The following is a 16,955-nucleotide window of genomic DNA, read 5'->3' as shown; positions in this document are numbered from 1 at the left end:
CTCCTGCTCGATGGGTGGGAGGAGGGGGCGGTCGGGCCGGATCAGTAGCCGTAGATCATCTTGTAGGCGACCTCGGGGAGGAACTGCCCGGCCGAGGAGCCGGTGCCGACGCCGCAGTTGCCGTCGGACTCGCCCGGCGCCTTGACCCACAGGAGCATCTCCGCGCCTCCGCCCATCTGGGTCGGGGTGCCGATGCGGCGGCCCGAGGGGTTGCACCACTGGCCGTTGGAGCCGTTGCCGTTGCGGCTGGTGTCCACGACGAACGGCTTGGTGTAGCCGTAGCGGCGGCTCAGTTCGCTGTTGACGGCGTTGCCGTAGGCGGTGTTCTCGGCCGTGGTGAAGTAGTTGGAGATGTTGAGCGAGAAGCCGTGGGCCTGGCGCAGGCCGGCGTCGTTGAGGCGCTGGGCCATGGTCGCCGCGTTGGCCCAGCCCGGGTTGCCGGCGTCCAGGTAGACCCAGGTGTTGGGGGCCTGGCGGCTGAACTGGGCGAGGGCGCCGGTGAGCATGGACTGGCGCTCGGCGATCTGTGCCTGCGTCATGCAGCCGTAGTCCCCGAGGGAGTCCGGTTCGAGGAGCACCACGGCCGGGCGGCCGGCGATGCCGCCGGCGAACTGGGAGATCCAGGTCGCGTAGGCCGACGCCGAGGAGGCGCCGCCGGCCGAGTGCCCGCCGCAGTAGTCGCGGTTGTAGATGTTGTAGGCGACGAGGAGGGGCAGCTTGTCCTTCGCGTCCGCGGCCCCCGCGTACGCGCCGGTGGCGGTGCCGATGCTGCCGCTCCAGGAGCCGAACCAGCGGGCCATGGGGGTGTTCGCGATCGAGGAGTTGATCGCGGAGGCCCGGCCGTCGCCGGGATTGGCGGCGACCCACCGTTTCGCGCTGGAGTCGGGGTCCGTGTAGAACCCGCTGGTCATGGTGGTCGGGTCGGCCGCGTGGGCGGACGGGGCGACGGCGAGCGCCAGCGGCAGAGCCAACAGGCCTGCCACCAGGGCGCGGATGCTGCGGCGCATGACGGTACCTCGGTCTCCTGGCAGGGACGCGCGCACGCCCTCGTCCAGGGCGTGCGACGCACTGAGGAAGTGCGGTGGTACGAAACCCCGTTGGGAGCGCTCCCATTGGAAGCGGTCCCAGAGCACCGTGCGGCCTACGGGGTGTGGTGGGTAATCGTGTGGCGGGCCGCCGGAGCTGTCAAGAGCCGTCGCACTCGCCGCAGTTCACAGCCGGTCCCGGCCCTTCCCCGGACGCGCTCCAGGCTCTAGAGTCCTCGGCGCGCCCAGGCACTGGAGCCTCGGCCGTGTTCCAGGCTCCGGAGTCCTGGAACTGGAAGCGCTACCAGTCCCCTCCGGCGCTCCCGGGCCGGATGCCTCCGCAGTGAAAGGTCCAAGGTTGATGGCAGGTGGTGCGCCGCGTCGGCTGCCGACGCTCGACGAGGTGGCCGAACGCGCCGGGGTCTCCCGCTCCGTCGCCTCCCGCGCCCTCAACAACGCCCCGCACGTCAGCCGCGCCAAACGGGAGGCGGTCGAACGGGCCGTCCGGCAACTCGGTTACGTACCCAATCCGACCGCGCGCGCCCTGGCGACCCGGCAGACGGGAGCCGCCGCCCTGGTCATCTCGGGAGAGGATCCGTCGATCTTCGCGGACCCGTTCTTCGCCCAGGTGATCGTGGGGGCGTCGGCCGCCCTGGAGGAGGCCGGCCTGCACCTGATGCTGTGCCTGGCCGCGTCCGAGCGGGGTCGCGAGCGGGTGGCGGAACTTCTGCGGGGCAAGGGCGCCGACGGCGTCATGCTGATGGCGCTGCGCGAGGACGACCCGCTGGCCGAGCTGGCCGAACAGGCCGAGATGCCCGTCGTGTTCGGCGGCCGGCCGGTCGGCTCCACGCCCCGGTGGTTCGTGGACGCCGACAACACCGGCGGGGCGCGCGAGGCGACCGAGTACCTCCTCTCCCGGGGCCGGGGGCGCGTCGCCACGATCTGCGGGCGGCTGGACACCGAGGCCGGGCGTGCCCGGTACCGCGGCTACCGGGACGCCATGCTGGGCGCCGGGATCGACCCCCTGCCGCCCCGGGAGGCCGACTTCACCGAGGCCGGCGGGGCCGCCGCCATGGCGGCGCTGCTGGCCGAACACGGCGATGTCGACGGGGTGTTCGCGGCCAACGACAACATGGCGGTGGGGGCGCTGCGCACGCTGCGCGAGGCCGGCCGGGCGGTCCCCGCCGAGGTAGCGGTGGTCGGCTTCGACGACCTCGCCGTGGCGCGGGTCGCCGATCCGCCCCTCACCACCGTCCACCAGCCCATCACGGCGCTCGGCCGGGAGATGGCGCGGATGCTCGTCGCGCTCGTGGGCGGGCAGGACCCCACACCGCTGATCCTCCCCACCCGCCTGGTCGTCCGCGCGAGTGCCTGACGGCCCCGGCCCGTCGACGGGGGCCGGTCAGGGCGTGGACAGCTCGAACCGCGTGACGCGGACCGCGCCGCCGAGTGCTTGCGTGGCGTGGTTGAAGAGGGCGAACCGGTACCCCATGAAGAACCGCCAGTCGTTGCCCATCGTGAAGTCCGGCCCGAGCCGGGTGAAGTTCGTGCCGTCGGTGCTGTACGAGAAGGTGCCGGGGCGTGGCGAGCCGGGGCGGATGTCGGCGCTCGCGCGCAGCCAGATCCGGCTTCCGGAGACGGGCGCGCTCGCGAGTTCGGTGCCGGTGCCGGTGGTGTTCCAGTTGGTGTCCATGGTCAGTCCGCCGACCCTCGCGAGCCGGGTGACGCCGCCGTCGCGCTTGAGGCCGATCCACGCGGAGGAGTCACGCAGCAGCGCGAGTCCGGCCCGGTCGCCGTCCCGCATCGCGGAGTGGTCGAGCTCGACCGTGGCCGTGGAGGTGGGTCCCTGGATGCGGTGGGTGAGGGTGTTGCGGGCCCAGTAGAGGTCGTTGGTGACGGTCGCCGTCCGCAGCGTGAGGCCGTTGCCGGCCGACCACTTGGTGTTGTCCGGGTTGTGGTTCCACTCCCATCTCGGGGAAAGAGCGGTGCTGTTGAAGGTGTCGACGCCGGTCATGGGGGTGACCGGGCGGGGCGGAGCGGGGACGGCCGGGCTGGGATAGGTGGTGCCCCAGGCGCCGTTGACCAGTTGGACGACGGGCCAGCCGTCCGAGGTCCAGGTGACCGGCGCCAGCGCGGGCATCCGGCCGCCGGGGTAGGCGTCGACGAAGGCCAGGTAGTACCAGGCGCCGCTGCTGGTCTGCACCAGACCGCCCTGGTGCGGGACGCCACCGCCGGGGATCGGTCCGCGCAGGTCGAGGAGGACCTGCCGCATGGTGTACGGGCCGAAGGGGCCGCCGGACGACTTCAGGATGTACTGGCCGTTCGCCGGGCGGGTCAGGAAGATGTAGTACTGGCCGTTGATCTTGTAGAACCGGGAGCCCTCGAGCGTGCCGACGCTCGACGGTGTGGTGAACACCTGCTGCGTACGGACCTGGGTGCGGCCGTCCGGCGACAACTGGGCCACGTTGATGGTGGTGTTCCCGTACGCCACGTACAGGGTGTCGTCGGTGTCGACGAGCAGCCCCGCGTCGTAGTAGGCCGTGCCGATCGTCGTGAGCCGGCTCCACGGTCCCTCGGCGGCGGGGGCGGTGTAGACATACGACTTGGCGAAGTCGATCTGGCCCAGCCAGTAGAAGGTCCTGTTGCTCGGCCGGTACGCCAGCGACGACGCCCAGATGCCGCGGACGTAGCCGCGGGCGCCGTTCAGGTCGTACTTGGCGCCGAAGTCGAGGACGGGTACCGAGTGGCCGGCGATCTCCCAGTTCACCAGGTCGTACGAGCGCAGCACGGGCGCGCCCGGCGAGTAGTGCATGGTAGAGGCCGAGGCGTAGTAGGTGTCGCCGACGCGGATGACGTCGATGTCCGCGAAGTCCTGCCAGATCACCGGGTTGGTGTAGGTCGCGGCGGAGGAGGCGGAGGCGTCGGGGGCCGTCCCGCCCAGCGGGAGGGCGGCACCGGCGGCCAGGCCGGTGGCGACCGTCAACGCGCGGCGACGGGACAGTGGTTGGTGCGGCCATGACGGAACCATGGGCGTACTCCTTGCGGCTCGGCCGTTGCGGGGGGGGGCGTTACCTGGAGGTGCCTTGCGTGGAGCAGGTCCGGTACGTTCGGCATTGCGAACACTGGTCGACTTACCGGCACCCTGGATGATCGGGGGGCGATGGATCCCCGTCAATCCCTCTCGCAGGATTCGCTTGGGGTGGCGAAACATTCGGTGCACCACCTGTCCCCCAACGGCCGGGAGCGGGAGGGGCTGAAGTCGGCGAGAGCCGGCCTGGCGTCGTAGCGCCCGAGCACGTCCTGGAGCAGCGGCGCGGCACGCGGCACGGCGTGCCCGGACGGTTCTGCGTCGGCTACAGGCGTACGAGGACGTACCCGCGGCGCGTGCGGTGCTCGCCGACCACGGGCACCTGCTGCTCGCGTGACCTTCCGCCGACCCCGCCGCTTTCCGGAGCGGGCGGCATCAGCATGATGAGCGCATGGATTCAGGACTCGCGGCGGTGCTCGGCGCCGGCATCACCGGCGGCGTCGCCTCGCTGGGCGCGTTGCTCACCTACCGGCAGACGAAGGTCCAGCTGAGGAGCAACGCCAAGCTGGCGCTGCGGGAGCCGCGACGGAAGGTGTACCGCGACTTCCTGACCGGCAGCCGTGAGGCCGTGCGGGCCGTGCTGGATCTCGTGGACGAGGACACGGGAGAGGTCGGTCTCGGGCCGCTCTGCCTCGTCCTGGACGAACATTCCCCCACCCTGATGCGCCTGCTGGCCGAAGTCGATCTGGAAGGGCCGCAGGCGGTGAGCGACGCGGCGAACGACGTGGTCGAGGAACTCGTCAAGCTCCATACCAGCGCCCTCGCCGCGGACTTGTCCGGGCTGGTGGACGACGAGGGGCGACCCGCCCGCATCGGCGGCGACTTCCTGGCCGAGGTCCGCGCGGCGATGAAGGAGTTCGTGGTGGTGGCCCGCGCGGCACTCGCGACCGACGCCGACTGAAACCGCCCGTTCTCCCACCGCGGGGGAGTTGTCGCGAAGCGGCGGCGGATCTCGGTGGTGCGCGTGGTGCGCGCGGTGGGCTCCGGGTGGCTACAGGGGCTGGGCGGCCAGGGTGCGGGCGGGATGGTGAGGGCCGAGGAAGACGGCGATGCCGTGGCCGCCGGGGGAGGGGTGGGTGGCCTGCGTCCAGCCCTGGCGGCGGTAGAAGGCCAGGGCCCGGGGCGAGCGCAGGGAGGTGAGCAGCCAGGCGCGGCCGTCGGGGGCGTCCTCGGTCACCGCTCGCAGGAGGCGGGCCGCGACCCCGGTGCCGCGAGCGGTGGCACGGACGGCGAGCTCGTCGATCTCCCGGGCCCCGCACAGCCACTCCTCGGTACGGCTCGGGCCCAGACCGGCGGCCGCCTGCGGGTGGCAGCGGTCGGCCGGGAAGGGGGTGGGCGTGGACCAGGCGGTGGCGAAACCCACGACGTCCGGTCCGTCGAAGGCGAGTGCGGCGGTGAACCCGGGACGCCGTACGTCCGAGCCGAGCCGCGTGACGAAGGCGTCCGCCCGCTCCTCGTCCTCGTTCCAGGGCGGCGCGCAGAACGCGTCGGCGTAGACGGAGCGCAGGGCGGTGCCGTGCCCCAGGAGAGCGTCGCGGGCGACGGCGCGGACGGCCGTCACGCGGCCACCGCGCCGGCCGTCACCGGATGCAGGGCCGCGTACTCCAAGGGCGCCGCCGGGTCGACCGTCACGTCCCACGGCGCCGGCTCGGCCCCGGCCCGTACGAGGAGGTCGCCGACGGCGGCGATCATCGCGCCGTTGTCCGTGCACAGCCGCGGCGGCGGTACCCGCAGTGCGATCCCGGCCGCGCGGCAGCGCTCCTCGGCCAGCGACCGCACCCGCGAGTTCGCGGCGACCCCGCCGACAACGATCAGCGTGCCCACCCCGTGCTCCGTGCAGGCGGCGACCGCCTTGCGGGTCAGGACGTCGGCGACCGCCTCCTGGACCGACGCGGCCCCGTCGTGGACGGGCAGGTCGCGCCCGGCGTGGGATTCGGCCCAGCGGGCCGCCGCCGTCTTCAGTCCGGAGAAGGAGAAGTCGTAGGAGCCCGGGAGCGGGCGGGGGAAGCCGACGGCGCGCGGATCGCCGTCGCGGGCGGCACGGTCGATGGCCGGACCGCCGGGATACGGCAGGCCGAAGACCCGCGCGACCTTGTCGAAGCACTCGCCGGCGGCGTCGTCGAGGGTGTCGCCGAGGTGGGTGATCGGGTCGCGGGCCAGGTCGCGCACCAGGAGCAGGGAGGTGTGGCCACCGGAGACGATCAGCACCATGCACGGGTCGGGCAGCGGACCGTGCTCCAGGGTGTCGGCGGCGACATGACCGGCCAGGTGGTGCACGCCGTGGAGCGGGACACCCAGCGCGTAGGCGATGCCCTTGGCCCCGGCGAGCCCCACGTGCAGCGCGCCGGACAGGCCGGGCCCCGTCGTCACGGCGACCGCTCCGATGTCGGAGAGCCGCAGCCCGGCCCGGTCCAGTGCCTGACGCACCACGGGGCGCAGGGCGTGCAGGTGGGCGCGGGAGGCGATCTCGGGCACCACTCCGCCGAAGCGGGCGTGCTCGTCCATGCTCGACGCCACGGCGTGCCCGAGCAGGCGTCCGTCCCGGACGAGCCCCGCACCGGTCTCGTCACACGACGACTCGATGCCGAGCACGATCGGAGAGCCCATGCCCTCCCCTTCCTGCGACATATTAGTTGTTGCGAATAGTGTGCAATAAGATCCCTCCGGATGTGAACCCGGACTCGGTCGCGCCGGTGATCGCTTAGTAGAGTGCGCCCTTGTCACCCCCCTGAACTGCGAGGTAGCCAGCAGTGACCCCCGCCCGGCAAGGCCCGCCCGCCGTCGTCACCGTCGTCGGGATCGGAGCCGAGAGTCCGGCGCCGGCCCTCCCCCGAGCTCTCGACTCCGCTCGACCAGGGGGCGCCCCCATCGGTGTGCACGGCACCTGATCCGACGGTCGCCGTGCGAGCCCGATCGCCCGCAAAGGCGTACAGACCCGTTGACTGCTCGCCGTGGACCGCGAGCGGGGGACCGTCGGCCGACCACGGCCGCACGGGCCGCTCCCGCTCGACGTCCAGCAGGCGGCCCGTTCGAAAGGCCCTCAGGTGCGCCGAAGTACGGCCCCCCGTCGCATACCCGTGCCGCCGCTCAGCCTGGCTCTGGCACTGCTGCTCCTGCTGTCCCTGGTGAGCGGGGTGGGGCTCGGCGCCGCCGGCGTCGGCTGGCCGGACGCACCGCGCTTCCTGTGGGCCGGGCTCACCGGCGGGACCGTGCACGCGCCGGACGCGGCCGCGTACACCATCGTCTGGGAGATCCGGCTGCCGCGGGTGCTGCTCGGTGCCGTGGCCGGAGCGGGCCTCGCGGCCGTCGGGGTGGCCGTGCAGGCGATGGTGCGCAACGCGCTGGCCGACCCGTTCGTCCTCGGGATCTCCTCGGGCGCGGCGGTGGGCGCCAACGCCGTCATCCTCCTCGGCGCGTTCGCCGGCTTCGGCGTGTGGGCGCTGTCCGCGTCCGCGTTCGCCTCCGCGCTCGCGGCCATGACGCTCGTGTACGCGGTGGCCCGCTCACCGCGGGGCCTGACGCCCCTGCGGCTGATCCTCACCGGCACGGCACTGGCGTACGGCTTCGAAGCCGTCACCACGGTCATGGTGTTCGGCGCGGCACGCGGCGAGGCGGCCCGGTCCGCGATGATGTGGCTGCTGGGCAGCCTGGGCGGCGCCACCTGGGCCCAGCTGCCGCTCGCCGCCACCGCCGTGGCGGCCGGATGGGCCTTCCTGTGGTGGCGGGCCGAGGCGCTCAACGCGCTCGCCATGGGCGACGAGACCGCGGCCGCGCTCGGCGTCGCACCGGACCGGCTGCGCCGGGAGCTGTTCCTTGTCACCGCGGCCGTGACGGGGACGGTGGTGGCGGTCAGCGGAGCCATCGGATTCGTCGGACTGATGGTGCCGCACGTCGTCCGGATGCTGGTCGGCGCCGACCACCGGCGGGTGCTGGCGGTCGCCCCGCTCGCCGGGGCCGTGCTGCTGGTGTGGGCGGACGTCCTGTCCCGGCTGCTGTTCGCCCCCGCCGAACTGCCGGTCGGAGTGATCACCGCGGTGGTCGGCGTTCCCGCGTTCCTGCTGCTGATGCGGCGGGGCGCCTACGCGTTCGGAGGGCGCTGACCATGCGACTCGACATCGAGGACGTCACGATCGAGGCGGCCGGAATCCGGCTGGTCGAGCACATCGGCCTCACCGTCGGCAGCGGGACGTTCGCCGGACTCGTCGGCCCCAACGGCAGCGGCAAGTCGACCCTGCTGCGCTCCCTCTACCGGGCGCTGCGGCCGGCCGGGGGAGTGATCCGGCTGGACGGGGACGACCTGCACGCCATGGACGCGCGGGCCGCCGCCCGCGCGCTGGCCGCACTGCCCCAGGAGTCCTCGGCCGAGTTCGACTTCACCGTCGCCGAGGTGGTCGCCATGGGCCGGCTGCCGCACCGGGGCCGCACGGCCGCCTCGGACCGGGAGATCTGCGCCCGGGCGATGGCACGCACCGGCGTCGCCCACCTCGCCGACCGCGGATTCCTCGGCCTGTCCGGCGGCGAGAAGCAGCGCGTCCTCATCGCCCGGGCCCTGGCCCAGCAACCGGAGATCCTCGTCCTCGACGAACCCACCAACCACCTGGACATCGCCCACCAGCTGGACGTGCTGTCCCTGGTCCGCGACAGCGGCCTGACCGTGCTGGCCGCCCTCCACGACCTCAACCTGGCGGCAGCCCACTGCGACGTCCTGTACGTCCTCGACGGCGGCCGGATCGTCGCCTCCGGGCCACCCGAGGACGTCCTGCGACCCCCGCTGCTCGCCGAGGTGTTCGGCGTCCGGGCCCATCCCGTACGGCACCCCGAGACGGACGCCGTCCAGCTCCTGTTCGACCTGCTCCCGCCCGCCACCTGAAGGACACCCATGCGCACGCAGCTCCTCGCCACCGCCCTCTGTCTCGCCGCGACCGCCGTCACCGGGTGCGGCGCCACGGTGGAGCCGGCCCGGGACGCGAAACCCTCCTCCTCGGTCACCCTGACCAACTGCGGTCGCCAGGTGACGTACGACAAGGTCCCCGAGCGGGTCGTCACCAACGACGTCGGCATCACGGAGCTGATGTTCGCCCTCGGCCTGGAGGACCGCATGGCCGGCTTCGCCATGCCCGACGACAAGGGCGACCTGCGCGCCGTGCCCTGGAAGGACGGCTACGACAAGGTGAAGTGGCTGTCGAAGGACCAGCTCACCAAGGAGAACGTCCTTAACGCCCGTGCCGACCTCGTCTTCGCCGGCTGGAACTACGGCTTCCGCGAGGACGGAGGCTTCACCCCCGACGCCCTGAAGAAGCTCGGCATTGCCTCGTACATCCTCACCGAGTCCTGCCACAACGGCCGCACGAAGTCCTCGCGTGGCATCATGCCGCCCCTGGACGCCCTGTACGCCGACCTCGCCAACCTCGGCGAGCTCTTCGGCGTCGAGAAGCGCGCGGCCACGCTGATCGCGGACTTCAAGCGGCGGATCGCCCACGTGCGGGCCAAGGCACCGAAGGGCTCCGACCGCCCCTCCGTCTTCCTCTACGACAGCGGCCAGGACACCCCCTTCACCTCCGGCCGCTACGGCGCCCCGGAACAGATCATCACCGAGGCCGGCGGCGTCAACGTGATGCACGACGTGGCGGACTCCTGGACCACGGTCGGCTGGGAGAGCGTCGTCCGGCGGAACCCGGACGTCATCGTCATCTGCGACTACGGCGACGTCAGCGCCCAGCAGAAGAAGAAGTTCCTGCTCTCCCACCCCCCGTTGCGGAACGTCTCCGCCGTCAGGCACCGGCGGATCATCTCCCTGGACTACGCCGACCTGGTCGAAAGCCCCCGCAACCCCTCGGCGATCGCCCGGCTCGGCGCCTACCTGCGCACCGTCCCGGCCGGCCGGTGAGACGGGGGCTCAGCGGACCGTGCTGCGGCCCACGACCGTGCCCGCCCGGTCGATGCAGATGACGTCCACGGCGACCGGCGCCCCGCGGAGCACGGCGAGTGCCTCGTCGCGCGCCGCCCGCGCCACCAGGTCCCCGAGCGGCACTCCGGCCGCCTGGCACAGCCGCAACGCGGCGAGGCCGGTGTTCGCGGCACCCACTGCGGCGGCCAGCGCCTCGTCCGCGCCACCGGCGCGGGCCAGTTCCGCCAGGAACCGCTTGTCGACCTGTGAGCGGCCGGAGTGCAGGTCCAGGTGGCCCGCCGCGAGTTTGGAGAGCTTGGCGAAGCCACCGCAGACCGTGAGCCGGTCCACCGGGTGCCGGCGGATGTACTTCAGCACGGCGCCCGCGAAGTCCCCCATGTCGAGCAGGGCGTCCTCGGGCAGGCCGTACTCGGCGACCACCGTCTTCTCGGACGTCGACCCGGTGCACCCGGCGACATGGGTCCGTCCGGCCGCACGGGCGACATCGACGCCCCGCCGGATGGAGTCGATCCAGGCGGAACACGAGTACGGCACGACGATGCCCGTGGTGCCGAGGATGGACAGGCCGCCGAGGATGCCCAGCCGTGGGTTCCAGGTGGAGCGGGCGATCTCCTCGCCGTGGTCGACGGAGACGGTGATCTCCACGTCACCGCTGCCGCCGTGCCGCGCGGCCACCTCGGCGACGTGCTCGCTCATCATCCGCCGCGGCACGGGATTGACGGCCGCCGCACCGACGGGCAGCGGAAGTCCGGGCCGGGTGACCGTCCCCACGCCGGGGCCGGCCTGGAAGACCACGCCGCTGCCCGCGGGCAGCGGCCGGACCGTCGCCCGCACCAGCGCGCCGTGCGTGACGTCGGGATCGTCTCCCGCGTCCTTCACGATCCCCGCCATGGCGGACCCCTCGGTCAGCTCCTCGGCGGCCAGGGCGAAGGACGGCGTCTGCCCCTTGGGCAGCATGATCGTCACCGGGTCGGGGAACTCACCGGTCAGCAGGGCGGTGTACGCGGCCGTCGTGGCCGCCGTCGCACAGGCCCCCGTCGTCCAGCCGTGCCGCAGCCCCGTGTGCTCCAGCTGGGCCCGGCGGCCACCCTTCACCGGGCCGGAACCCCGCGGCCCGCCCCCTGCGTTGTCACCCACGCCTCGACCCTCACTGCTCCTCATGAACGGACCCGGACTCCCATGCACGTACTGATCCTGGGCGGTACCACGGAGGCCCGCCGTCTCGCCGAACTGCTGCACGGCACCCCCGGCCTGAAGCTGACCAGCTCCCTCGCGGGACGGGTCACCACCCCTCGCCTGCCCCCGGGCGAGACACGCGTCGGCGGCTTCGGCGGGGCGGAGGGACTGGCCGCGTGGCTGCGTGACCACGCGGTCGACGCGGTCGTCGACGCCACCCACCCCTTCGCCGGAACGATCAGCTTCAACGCGGCACAGGCCGCCGCCACCAGCCATGTTCCCCTGCTCGCCCTGCGCCGGCCCGGCTGGGTCCCCGTAGCGGGCGACCGATGGCACGAGGTGGCGTCGCTCGGGGAAGCGGCCCGGGCGCTGCCCGCACTCGGCCGGCGGGTCTTCCTCACCACCGGGCGCATGGGTCTGGACGCCTTCGCCGGCCTGGACGACCTGTGGTTCCTCGTACGGTCCGTGGACGCACCGGAGCCCCCGCACCCGCCCCGCATGGAGGTACTGCTCGACCGCGGCCCCTTCACCCTCGACGGCGAGCGGGAACTGCTGCGGCACCACCGCATCGACGTCCTGGTCACCAAGGACAGCGGCGGGGCGGCCACGGCGCCGAAACTGACGGCGGCCCGCGAGGCGCGGCTGCCCGTCGTCGTGGTCCGCAGACCCCCCGTTCCCGAGGGCGTGCCCGTCCTCCCCGACCCCGGGACAGCGGCCGAGTGGGTGCGCCGCCACCTTGGGCAGGGGCCTTTCCGGGGCACCGGCTGAAACCTCGCCGGGGCTTCACCGCTCCCGGGCGGCGGCCGGCCGGGAGGCGGCGCCGCGCGCGGCCACGGCACCGCTCACCTCACGCCTGCGGATACCGGCGCGGCGTCCAGACGATCTCCTCGCCGTCGCCCCGCCGTACCACCCGGGTCCGCGAGGAACCGACCAGCAGAGAGCGGCGGGCGCGTTGCCGGCGGCGACGACCGCCCCTTCCCTCCGGTCCCGCCACAGCTCCAGCGCGGTGGCGCTGCGCGTGGTGCCCAGTCTCACGGTCAGCTCCGCGACGGCCGGGTCGGACAGGGTGCACAGCACGTCGTTGCCGGCCGGCAGCCGCTTGCGGGTCACGCCGCTGGCCGCCATCTGCGCGTCGCAGAGGACCGGGGCACCGGAACGCAGGGCCTCGTGTGGCAACCGTCCGCGCCCTGCGCGGCACCGCGCCCGAGGCGTGCATCGGCGACTCCACCCGCCCGGAGACGGTCCGCACCCGCACCCTCGTCGAGGAGACCTCACGCGTCTTCCGGGCGCGGGTGGTCAACCCCAAGTGGATCGAGGCGATGCGCCGCCACGGCTACAAGGGCGCCTTCGAACGCGCCGTCACCGTGGACTACCTGTTCGGCTACGACGCCACGACCGGCGTGGTCGCCGACTGGATGTGCGACAAGCTCACCGAGACCTACGTCCTGGACCCGGTGAACCGGGAGTTCCTCCGGCAGGCCAACCCGTGGGCAGCCTCGAGGGCGACGGGTGACGCGTCCGCGGACTCGCCTGCTCGCCGCAGCGGCCGTACGGCAGCGGTGAGCCGCTCACGCCGGCGCGCAGGCCGGTCGGCTCGGTGATCCGTGCCACGGCCCGACCGGCGCGACATGGGGAGGGGTCCTAGGTCCAACGCCTGATCGCGAGGTACCGTTCCTACTGCTAGCGTGCACTTGCATACGACTCGCAATAACGTCGGAGGACGTTGGACATGGCGCTTTACACGCTCCCGGAGCTTCCGTACGACTACTCGGCGCTCGCCCCGGTCATCAGCCCGGAGATCATCGAGCTGCACCACGACAAGCACCACGCGGCGTACGTGAAGGGTGCCAACGACACCCTGGAGCAGCTGGCCGAGGCGCGGGACAAGGAGTCGTGGGGCTCGATCAACGGCCTGGAGAAGAACCTGGCCTTCCACCTCTCCGGGCACATCCTGCACTCGATCTACTGGCAGAACATGACCGGCCCGAAGGACGGCGGCGGCGAGCCGCTGGCGCAGGACGGCGTCGGTGAGCTGGCCGAGGCCATCAAGGAGTCCTTCGGCTCCTTCGCCGGATTCAAGACCCAGCTGTCCAAGGCCGCGGCCACCACCCAGGGTTCGGGCTGGGGCGTGCTCGCCTACGAGCCGCTGAGCGGGCGCCTGGTCGTGGAGCAGGTCTACGACCACCAGGGCAACGTCGGCCAGGGCTCCACCCCGATCCTGGTCTTCGACGCCTGGGAGCACGCCTTCTACCTCCAGTACAAGAACCAGAAGGTGGACTTCATCGAGGCCATGTGGCAGGTCGTCAACTGGCAGGACGTGGCCCGGCGCTACGAGGCCGCCAAGTCCCGCGCCGACGTGCTGCTGCTCAAGCCGTGAGGCCGTGACACCCCTCGGACGTCCTGCCTCGTGATCGTCTTCTCACCCTTCACGTCGGCAGGCGGCACAACGGAAGGCTCCCGCGAGGACGTGCTCGCGGGAGCCTTTCCGTTGCCGGCGCGAGGCCGCACACGCGGGAGACCAGGCACCTCGCGCGGCGGAGGTTGTTCGGAAGCTGTCACACCTCCGGGGCACGGACCGTGGATCCGGAAGAGGCGTCGAAGGCATGGGTTATTTCCGGGGCGGTGCCTTCCACGAGCAGATCCCGCGCCTCGTCCTCGCAGCGGCGGTCGTGTGCCGTGAGCCGGCTCTGGTGCTGGGCCAGGTGCTCCGACCAGGAGGAGACCAGGTAGTTCTCGATGAACCGGTCGGGATCACCACCGTCCTGGAAGAGGCCCCAGGTCACCGCTCCGGTCCGGCGCCGGGAACGGGCCACGTGCCGCATGCGGTCGGTGAAGGCGGCCCAGTTCCTCGGGGCCACCCGGTAGGTGACGGAGACCAGTACCGGGCCGTCGGCCGGTCCGGGGTCGACCACCAGGGGCGGCACGGGCCAGTGGGCGGAGGGGCTGGGATCGATCCCGTCCGCAGGGTGCAGCGGCCAGTGGCGCACACTCAGGGCGCTGCCCAGCAGAAGTGCGGCGCCGGTCAGCATCGCGGAGGTCAGCCCCACGCCGTCGGCCAGCGCCCCCCACGCAGGCGCGGTCAACGCCTGTCCACCTTGGAAGACCACGAGGTAGATGGCGAGGCCCCGGCCTCTGACCCAGCCGGGGAGCCGCTGCTGGACAGCGGCGTTGAGGGTGGACAGCACGCCGATCCAGGCCAGACCCGCGGGCAGCAGGGCGGCCGCCGCGAGCCAGGGGTTACGGGTCGTGGCCAGTACCGCCAGCGTCGCGGCGAAGATCAACGCGCCTGCGGCAAGGGTGCCGTTGGCGCCCAGCCCGCGCCGGATCGCGGGCAGGGCGAAGGCGCCGCCCACCGCACCGACGCCCACGACGCCGAGAAGGAGGCCGTAGCCGTCCGACCCCAGTCCCAGGGAACGGCTCGCCACCAGCGGAAGAAGCGACCACAAGGCAGCTCCGCCCGGGATGAACAAGGCCGTGCGCAGCAGGACCCGGCGAACGCCGGGAGCATGCCAGACGTAGCGGCGCCCGGCCTGCACCGCTGCCAGGAGCCCTTCGCCCTGGGTGACGGACTGCCGCGCGGCGGGTGCCCGCCACAGCAGCAGGACCGAAGCGATGCCCAGATAGGACAGGGCGTTGAAGGCGAAGACCCAGCCCGCGCCGGCCGCCGCCACCACCGCGCCGCCGAGGGCGGGACCCACGGCGCGCGCCAGATTCATGTTCACTGCCCCCAGCGCCGCCGCCTGCCCCAGTTGTCCGCGCTCGACCAGTTCGGGCTGGATCGCCTGCCAGGCCGGGCCCATCAGCGCGGTGCCGCAGCCCAGCAGAAAGGTGAGACCGAGCAGTACACCTGGGGCGAGAGCACTCCGGAACGCGAGCACCGTCAAAGCGGTGGAGACAGCGAGCATGGCGAACTGGGCGGTCAGGAGCACCTTGCGGCGGTCGTAGCGGTCGGCCAGTACGCCGGAGGGCAGCGCGAGCAGGACGACGGGGAGGCTGGAAGCCGTCTGAACGAGTGTCAGCAGCGCGGCACCGTGCCCGACGAGCAGCCACTGGGCGCCGACCGTCTGCATCCACGTACCCGTGTTGGAGACCAGCTGCGCGATCCACAGAGCGCGAAAGACGCGTACCGCGAGCGGCGCCCAGGCCGAGTCGGCTGAAAGCCTCATGCGGCGGGTCCGATCCAGGCGGGGCCGGAAGCCGACAGGCGGTGGGCGGCCACCGAGGTCACGACGAGCGGAAGCAGCACGAGAGCCAGGATGTGGAGGAGTTCGGCGTGGCCCAGGAGCAGGGCTCCGGCAAGGGCTCCGAGGAACATGGCGAGTACGGAGAGAATGCGCCGGCCGGGGCGGGGGGCGGGCCCGCCGGCGGGGGAGGAGTCCGCAGCCAGACCCGTCAGGGTGAGCGTCAGGACGGTCGTGGTCAGGTCCGGGACCCCGAGACGTCGCGCGACAGCGTTCTGCAGGCCCATGGCGATGCCGAGCAGCACGATCAGGGCGTACCGGGCCGGACTCGTCACCTCGCCGTGGGCGAGGAGCAGCGCGCCCGCCGACCCGGCGACCAGTACGGCCTGGAGGGCGGTCGTCGTGGTCAGCAGCCGGCCTCGGTGTGCGGCGAACCGGGTGCCGAACCGCCCGCCGGCCAGCGCTCCGACGAGGAAGGACACCATCGACACGAGGGACGCGGGTACGGACAGGCCGGGCGCCCCTGCCAGGGCGAAGCCCAGGAAGACCACGTTGCCGGTCATGTTGGCGACGAAGACGTGCCCGAGCGCCAGATAGCTCACGGCGTCTATGAGACCGGTCACCACGGTCAGCACCAGCATCAGAGGCGGCAAAGGTCCGTGCCGGTCGCCCTTCGGCGGGACGAGTGTGTGGGCGGCGTCGGTCAACAGCCTTCGCATGCCCCGTCCTTTCCTCTCTCGTCCCGTCGCTCATCGCGGGATCGTTCAGCAGCCCACCTGGGGCGGTGGGCCGTATCGCGTGGGCAGGCCGGTCCCTTACGTTTCCGAGGCACGGCGGGCTTCGGCAGGGCCGGGAGCACGGCTGAGCGCGGCGAGCCGTTCCTCGAACGGCGTGACGTACTCGAAGGAATCCCGCCGGGGCGACGGGCCCTGGGCGGACATGCCGGCCATGAGCGCCGCGAGTTCCCCGGCCGCGCGCTGGATGCGCTGTTCGAGCCCCGCGGCACCCCAGTCCTCCGATGCGGCGTAGACGCCGGTGGGGACGACGACGGCCTGGAGACAGGCGAACAGGGGGCGCAGGGCATGGTCGAGGACCAGGGAGTGCCGGGCGGTGCCCCCGGTCGCGGCGATCAGGACGGGCTTGCCCGTGACGGCGCTGTCGTCGCCGGCGCCGAGGGCGTCGAAGAAGGACTTGAACAGTCCGCTGTAAGAGGCCGAGAACACCGGGGTGACGACGATCAGGCCGTCGGCCGCGCGCACGGTGTCGAAGGCGGTGGACAGCTCAGGCCCGGGGAAGCCGTTGGTGAAGGTGTGCGCGATCTCGACCGCGAGGTCGCGCAGTTCGATCACGTGGACGTCGGCCGGGGCGGGTTCCGGTGCGGTCGCGGCCGGCGCCGCCGCGGCGGCGAGGCGGTCGGCGAGCAGCCGGGTGGAGGACGGGACGCCCAGTCCCGCCGAGATGACGACGAGTTTCATACCGTGGCCTCCTTGCGGGCGGCGGCGGTCAGCGACCGGTGGGTGGGGGCGTCGGGCACGTCCGCGGGGCGTCCCTTGGCGAACTCCTCGCGCAGGACGGGC

Annotated in this window: 15 protein-coding genes and 2 pseudogenes; 8 read left to right on the top strand and 9 right to left on the bottom strand. The window is 72.7% G+C overall.

The window, feature by feature from the left end; all coding sequences use genetic code 11:
- Window positions 1-41: 41 nt before the first annotated feature.
- Window positions 42-1,007 carry a glycoside hydrolase family 6 protein gene (locus tag IH25_RS0129130; RefSeq protein ID WP_030617111.1) on the bottom strand — a complete coding sequence of 322 codons (966 nt, stop codon included), beginning with the start codon at window positions 1,005-1,007 and terminating at the stop codon, window positions 42-44.
- Window positions 1,008-1,386: 379 nt separating this feature from the next.
- Here IH25_RS0129130 and IH25_RS0129125 point away from each other — a divergent pair, with 379 nt between their 5' ends.
- Window positions 1,387-2,400 carry a LacI family DNA-binding transcriptional regulator gene (locus IH25_RS0129125; RefSeq protein WP_030617109.1) on the top strand — a complete coding sequence of 338 codons (1,014 nt, stop codon included), beginning with the start codon at window positions 1,387-1,389 and terminating at the stop codon, window positions 2,398-2,400.
- Window positions 2,401-2,427: 27 nt separating this feature from the next.
- Here IH25_RS0129125 and IH25_RS0129120 read toward each other — a convergent pair whose 3' ends face one another.
- A complete protein-coding gene (locus IH25_RS0129120; protein WP_037655822.1) occupies window positions 2,428-4,053 on the bottom strand; it encodes a glycoside hydrolase family 43 protein in 1,626 nt (541 codons plus the stop codon).
- 451 nt (window positions 4,054-4,504) lie between these two features.
- On the opposite strand from IH25_RS0129120, the gene IH25_RS0129115 reads away from it, so the two are divergent.
- Complete coding sequence (locus IH25_RS0129115; protein WP_157847035.1) at window positions 4,505-5,014, top strand: hypothetical protein; 510 nt, start codon at window positions 4,505-4,507, stop codon at window positions 5,012-5,014.
- Window positions 5,015-5,104: 90 nt separating this feature from the next.
- On the opposite strand, the gene IH25_RS0129110 is transcribed toward IH25_RS0129115, so the two are convergent.
- Window positions 5,105-5,674 carry a GNAT family N-acetyltransferase gene (locus IH25_RS0129110; RefSeq protein ID WP_030617099.1) on the bottom strand — a complete coding sequence of 190 codons (570 nt, stop codon included), beginning with the start codon at window positions 5,672-5,674 and terminating at the stop codon, window positions 5,105-5,107.
- Window positions 5,671-6,720: a tRNA (adenosine(37)-N6)-threonylcarbamoyltransferase complex transferase subunit TsaD gene (tsaD, locus tag IH25_RS0129105; RefSeq protein WP_030617094.1), complete on the bottom strand. Its 1,050-nt coding sequence runs from the start codon at window positions 6,718-6,720 to the stop codon at window positions 5,671-5,673. Before tsaD ends, IH25_RS0129110 begins: the two co-directional genes overlap by 4 nt.
- Window positions 6,721-7,157: 437 nt before the next feature.
- Between tsaD and IH25_RS0129100 the strand changes: the two genes are divergently transcribed.
- The 3 genes from IH25_RS0129100 to IH25_RS0129090 are packed head-to-tail and all read left to right on the top strand — an operon-like array spanning window position 7,158 to window position 10,000.
- Window positions 7,158-8,213 carry an iron ABC transporter permease gene (locus IH25_RS0129100; protein ID WP_030617090.1) on the top strand — a complete coding sequence of 352 codons (1,056 nt, stop codon included), beginning with the start codon at window positions 7,158-7,160 and terminating at the stop codon, window positions 8,211-8,213.
- A gap of 2 nt (window positions 8,214-8,215) precedes the next feature.
- The gene (locus IH25_RS0129095; RefSeq protein ID WP_030617084.1) at window positions 8,216-8,983 is read left to right on the top strand and encodes an ABC transporter ATP-binding protein; all 768 of its coding nucleotides are present in this window, start codon (window positions 8,216-8,218) and stop codon (window positions 8,981-8,983) included.
- Between the two features lie 9 nt (window positions 8,984-8,992).
- On the top strand, window positions 8,993-10,000 hold the full coding sequence (locus IH25_RS0129090; RefSeq protein ID WP_030617081.1) for an ABC transporter substrate-binding protein: 1,008 nt from the start codon (window positions 8,993-8,995) through the stop codon (window positions 9,998-10,000).
- 9 nt (window positions 10,001-10,009) lie between these two features.
- Here IH25_RS0129090 and IH25_RS0129085 read toward each other — a convergent pair whose 3' ends face one another.
- Entirely contained in the window at window positions 10,010-11,182 is a 1,173-nt protein-coding gene (locus IH25_RS0129085; protein WP_037655819.1) for a cobalt-precorrin-5B (C(1))-methyltransferase, read from the bottom strand.
- A gap of 18 nt (window positions 11,183-11,200) precedes the next feature.
- Between IH25_RS0129085 and IH25_RS0129080 the strand changes: the two genes are divergently transcribed.
- The gene (locus tag IH25_RS0129080; protein WP_030617075.1) at window positions 11,201-11,965 is read left to right on the top strand and encodes a cobalt-precorrin-6A reductase; all 765 of its coding nucleotides are present in this window, start codon (window positions 11,201-11,203) and stop codon (window positions 11,963-11,965) included.
- A gap of 168 nt (window positions 11,966-12,133) precedes the next feature.
- Here the strand turns inward: IH25_RS0129080 and IH25_RS42570 are convergent.
- Window positions 12,134-12,364, bottom strand: a pseudogene (locus IH25_RS42570) (precorrin-8X methylmutase); the annotation flags it as partial.
- On the opposite strand from IH25_RS42570, the pseudogene IH25_RS0129070 reads away from it, so the two are divergent.
- Both IH25_RS0129070 and IH25_RS0129065 read left to right on the top strand, forming a co-directional pair.
- Window positions 12,358-12,798 (top strand): annotated as a pseudogene (locus IH25_RS0129070) (cobaltochelatase subunit CobN); the annotation flags it as partial. The pseudogenes IH25_RS42570 and IH25_RS0129070 overlap by 7 nt on opposite strands.
- 128 nt (window positions 12,799-12,926) lie before the next feature.
- Window positions 12,927-13,574: a superoxide dismutase gene (locus IH25_RS0129065; protein ID WP_030617068.1), complete on the top strand. Its 648-nt coding sequence runs from the start codon at window positions 12,927-12,929 to the stop codon at window positions 13,572-13,574.
- 178 nt (window positions 13,575-13,752) lie between these two features.
- Here the strand turns inward: IH25_RS0129065 and IH25_RS0129060 are convergent, their stop codons facing one another.
- The 3 genes from IH25_RS0129060 to IH25_RS0129050 form a co-directional block, all read right to left on the bottom strand.
- Complete coding sequence (locus tag IH25_RS0129060; protein ID WP_030617065.1) at window positions 13,753-15,363, bottom strand: MFS transporter; 1,611 nt, start codon at window positions 15,361-15,363, stop codon at window positions 13,753-13,755.
- Window positions 15,360-16,097 carry a YoaK family protein gene (locus IH25_RS0129055; protein ID WP_030617062.1) on the bottom strand — a complete coding sequence of 246 codons (738 nt, stop codon included), beginning with the start codon at window positions 16,095-16,097 and terminating at the stop codon, window positions 15,360-15,362. The genes IH25_RS0129060 and IH25_RS0129055 overlap by 4 nt, the downstream gene beginning before the upstream one ends.
- A 96-nt stretch (window positions 16,098-16,193) precedes the next feature.
- Complete coding sequence (locus IH25_RS0129050) at window positions 16,194-16,853, bottom strand: FMN reductase (protein ID WP_030617060.1); 660 nt, start codon at window positions 16,851-16,853, stop codon at window positions 16,194-16,196.
- Between the last annotated feature and the right edge of the window lie 102 nt (window positions 16,854-16,955).

It is taken from the genome of Streptomyces achromogenes subsp. achromogenes (assembly GCF_000720835.1).
GTDB lineage: Bacteria > Actinomycetota > Actinomycetes > Streptomycetales > Streptomycetaceae > Streptomyces > Streptomyces achromogenes.
The sequence above is the reverse complement of the archived record's forward strand: the minus strand, read 5'-3'. Positions and strand labels throughout refer to the sequence as shown.

Bases quoted from the DNA above. Each gene is read 5' to 3' on its own strand.
- IH25_RS0129130 (WP_030617111.1), bottom strand. From the start codon at position 1,007: ATGCGCCGCAGCATCCGCGCCCTGGTGGCAGGCCTGTTGGCTCTGCCG.
- IH25_RS0129125 (WP_030617109.1), top strand. From the start codon at position 1,387: ATGGCAGGTGGTGCGCCGCGTCGGCTGCCGACGCTCGACGAGGTGGCC.
- IH25_RS0129120 (WP_037655822.1), bottom strand. From the start codon at position 4,053: ATGGTTCCGTCATGGCCGCACCAACCACTGTCCCGTCGCCGCGCGTTG.
- IH25_RS0129115 (WP_157847035.1), top strand. From the start codon at position 4,505: ATGGATTCAGGACTCGCGGCGGTGCTCGGCGCCGGCATCACCGGCGGC.
- tsaD (WP_030617094.1), bottom strand. From the start codon at position 6,720: ATGGGCTCTCCGATCGTGCTCGGCATCGAGTCGTCGTGTGACGAGACC.
- IH25_RS0129095 (WP_030617084.1), top strand. From the start codon at position 8,216: ATGCGACTCGACATCGAGGACGTCACGATCGAGGCGGCCGGAATCCGG.
- IH25_RS0129090 (WP_030617081.1), top strand. From the start codon at position 8,993: ATGCGCACGCAGCTCCTCGCCACCGCCCTCTGTCTCGCCGCGACCGCC.
- IH25_RS0129085 (WP_037655819.1), bottom strand. From the start codon at position 11,182: ATGAGGAGCAGTGAGGGTCGAGGCGTGGGTGACAACGCAGGGGGCGGG.
- IH25_RS0129080 (WP_030617075.1), top strand. From the start codon at position 11,201: ATGCACGTACTGATCCTGGGCGGTACCACGGAGGCCCGCCGTCTCGCC.
- IH25_RS0129065 (WP_030617068.1), top strand. From the start codon at position 12,927: ATGGCGCTTTACACGCTCCCGGAGCTTCCGTACGACTACTCGGCGCTC.
- IH25_RS0129060 (WP_030617065.1), bottom strand. From the start codon at position 15,363: ATGAGGCTTTCAGCCGACTCGGCCTGGGCGCCGCTCGCGGTACGCGTC.
- IH25_RS0129055 (WP_030617062.1), bottom strand. From the start codon at position 16,097: ATGCGAAGGCTGTTGACCGACGCCGCCCACACACTCGTCCCGCCGAAG.
- IH25_RS0129050 (WP_030617060.1), bottom strand. From the start codon at position 16,853: ATGAAACTCGTCGTCATCTCGGCGGGACTGGGCGTCCCGTCCTCCACC.